At 43.0% G+C, this 251-nt stretch carries 1 protein-coding gene; it reads right to left on the bottom strand.

Annotation, left to right across the window (positions count from 1 at the left end):
* Positions 1-251, bottom strand: a 251-nt coding sequence (locus tag AAEY57_RS20595; protein WP_350608736.1) for a hypothetical protein, incomplete at both ends; no start/stop codon positions are given.

Genomic DNA, 251 nt, shown 5'->3' with positions numbered 1-251 from the left:
ACATAACGCAACACATCAGCAATACTGACGGGGATCATTTGTTTAAAGAAAGGGTTGTTGACAAGTGATTGGGAGCCTTTAACTGGCAGTCGCCATCGTGTGCCACTTCGGCTCTTCATGATCACATTGCGGTTATCACCATTATCAATGTGACGAGCAACATCTTCTAGGGATGTTGTTAAGCGTATTTGTTTTACTTGCAGTAGCTTCTGAATCGGCTGCTTTAGCTTTTCCAATGTTGATGATGCCAA

Origin of the sequence: Pseudoalteromonas sp. MER144-MNA-CIBAN-0113, assembly GCF_040308965.1 — a bacterium.
Classification (GTDB): Bacteria; Pseudomonadota; Gammaproteobacteria; order Enterobacterales; family Alteromonadaceae; genus Pseudoalteromonas; species Pseudoalteromonas tetraodonis.
This window is presented reverse-complemented; position numbering and strand designations above follow the sequence as displayed.